The sequence below is a fragment of the Pseudomonas sp. 18058 genome, from assembly GCF_902706155.1.
GTDB lineage: Bacteria > Pseudomonadota > Gammaproteobacteria > Pseudomonadales > Pseudomonadaceae > Aquipseudomonas > Aquipseudomonas rustica.
In genome coordinates this window covers 1-398 of the sequence record NZ_CACSJY010000164.1, presented here as the reverse complement: position 1 = coordinate 398, position 398 = coordinate 1, and the positions used below count along the sequence as shown (strand labels likewise).

The 398-nt window shown below is 68.8% G+C and carries 1 protein-coding gene; it reads right to left on the bottom strand.

Features of this window, described 5'->3' with window-relative positions; genetic code table 11:
- Positions 1-323, bottom strand: a 323-nt coding sequence (locus GVL50_RS28645; RefSeq protein ID WP_159815863.1) for a hypothetical protein, incomplete at its 3' end; no start/stop codon positions are given.
- Positions 324-398 lie beyond the last annotated feature (75 nt).

Sequence of the window (398 nt, the reverse complement as noted above, 5' to 3'; positions counted from 1 at the left end):
GTCCCGGAGTTGCCCAGGGGCTCCACCGCCTCCACCTGCGACCACGGCAGGGTGATCGGCGGACGGTGGAAGAACACGAACCATGGCGCGGACAGCGACAGCCCTTCGGGCCCCGCAGCCACCGTGAGGCAGTTTGCGTAATGGATCGGCATGCCATGGACGCGCCCCATGCGGGCCGACGCGAAGCGGACGGCCTCTCCACTGGGCGGTGTGTGCTGCGGAAAACGGGCCGCGAACGCGCGCCAGCCCGACCGCGCGGCGAGCATCCGGCAGGCGTTGAGCCAGAAGAGGGGCAGGAGCAGCAGGAACCAGAGCGTATTCATGGGGGTGTCCCGTCAGGTGGCGGAACGGTGGATTATTGGCGCTGGCCGGCAAGGAAGGCTCCGGCACCTGAACTG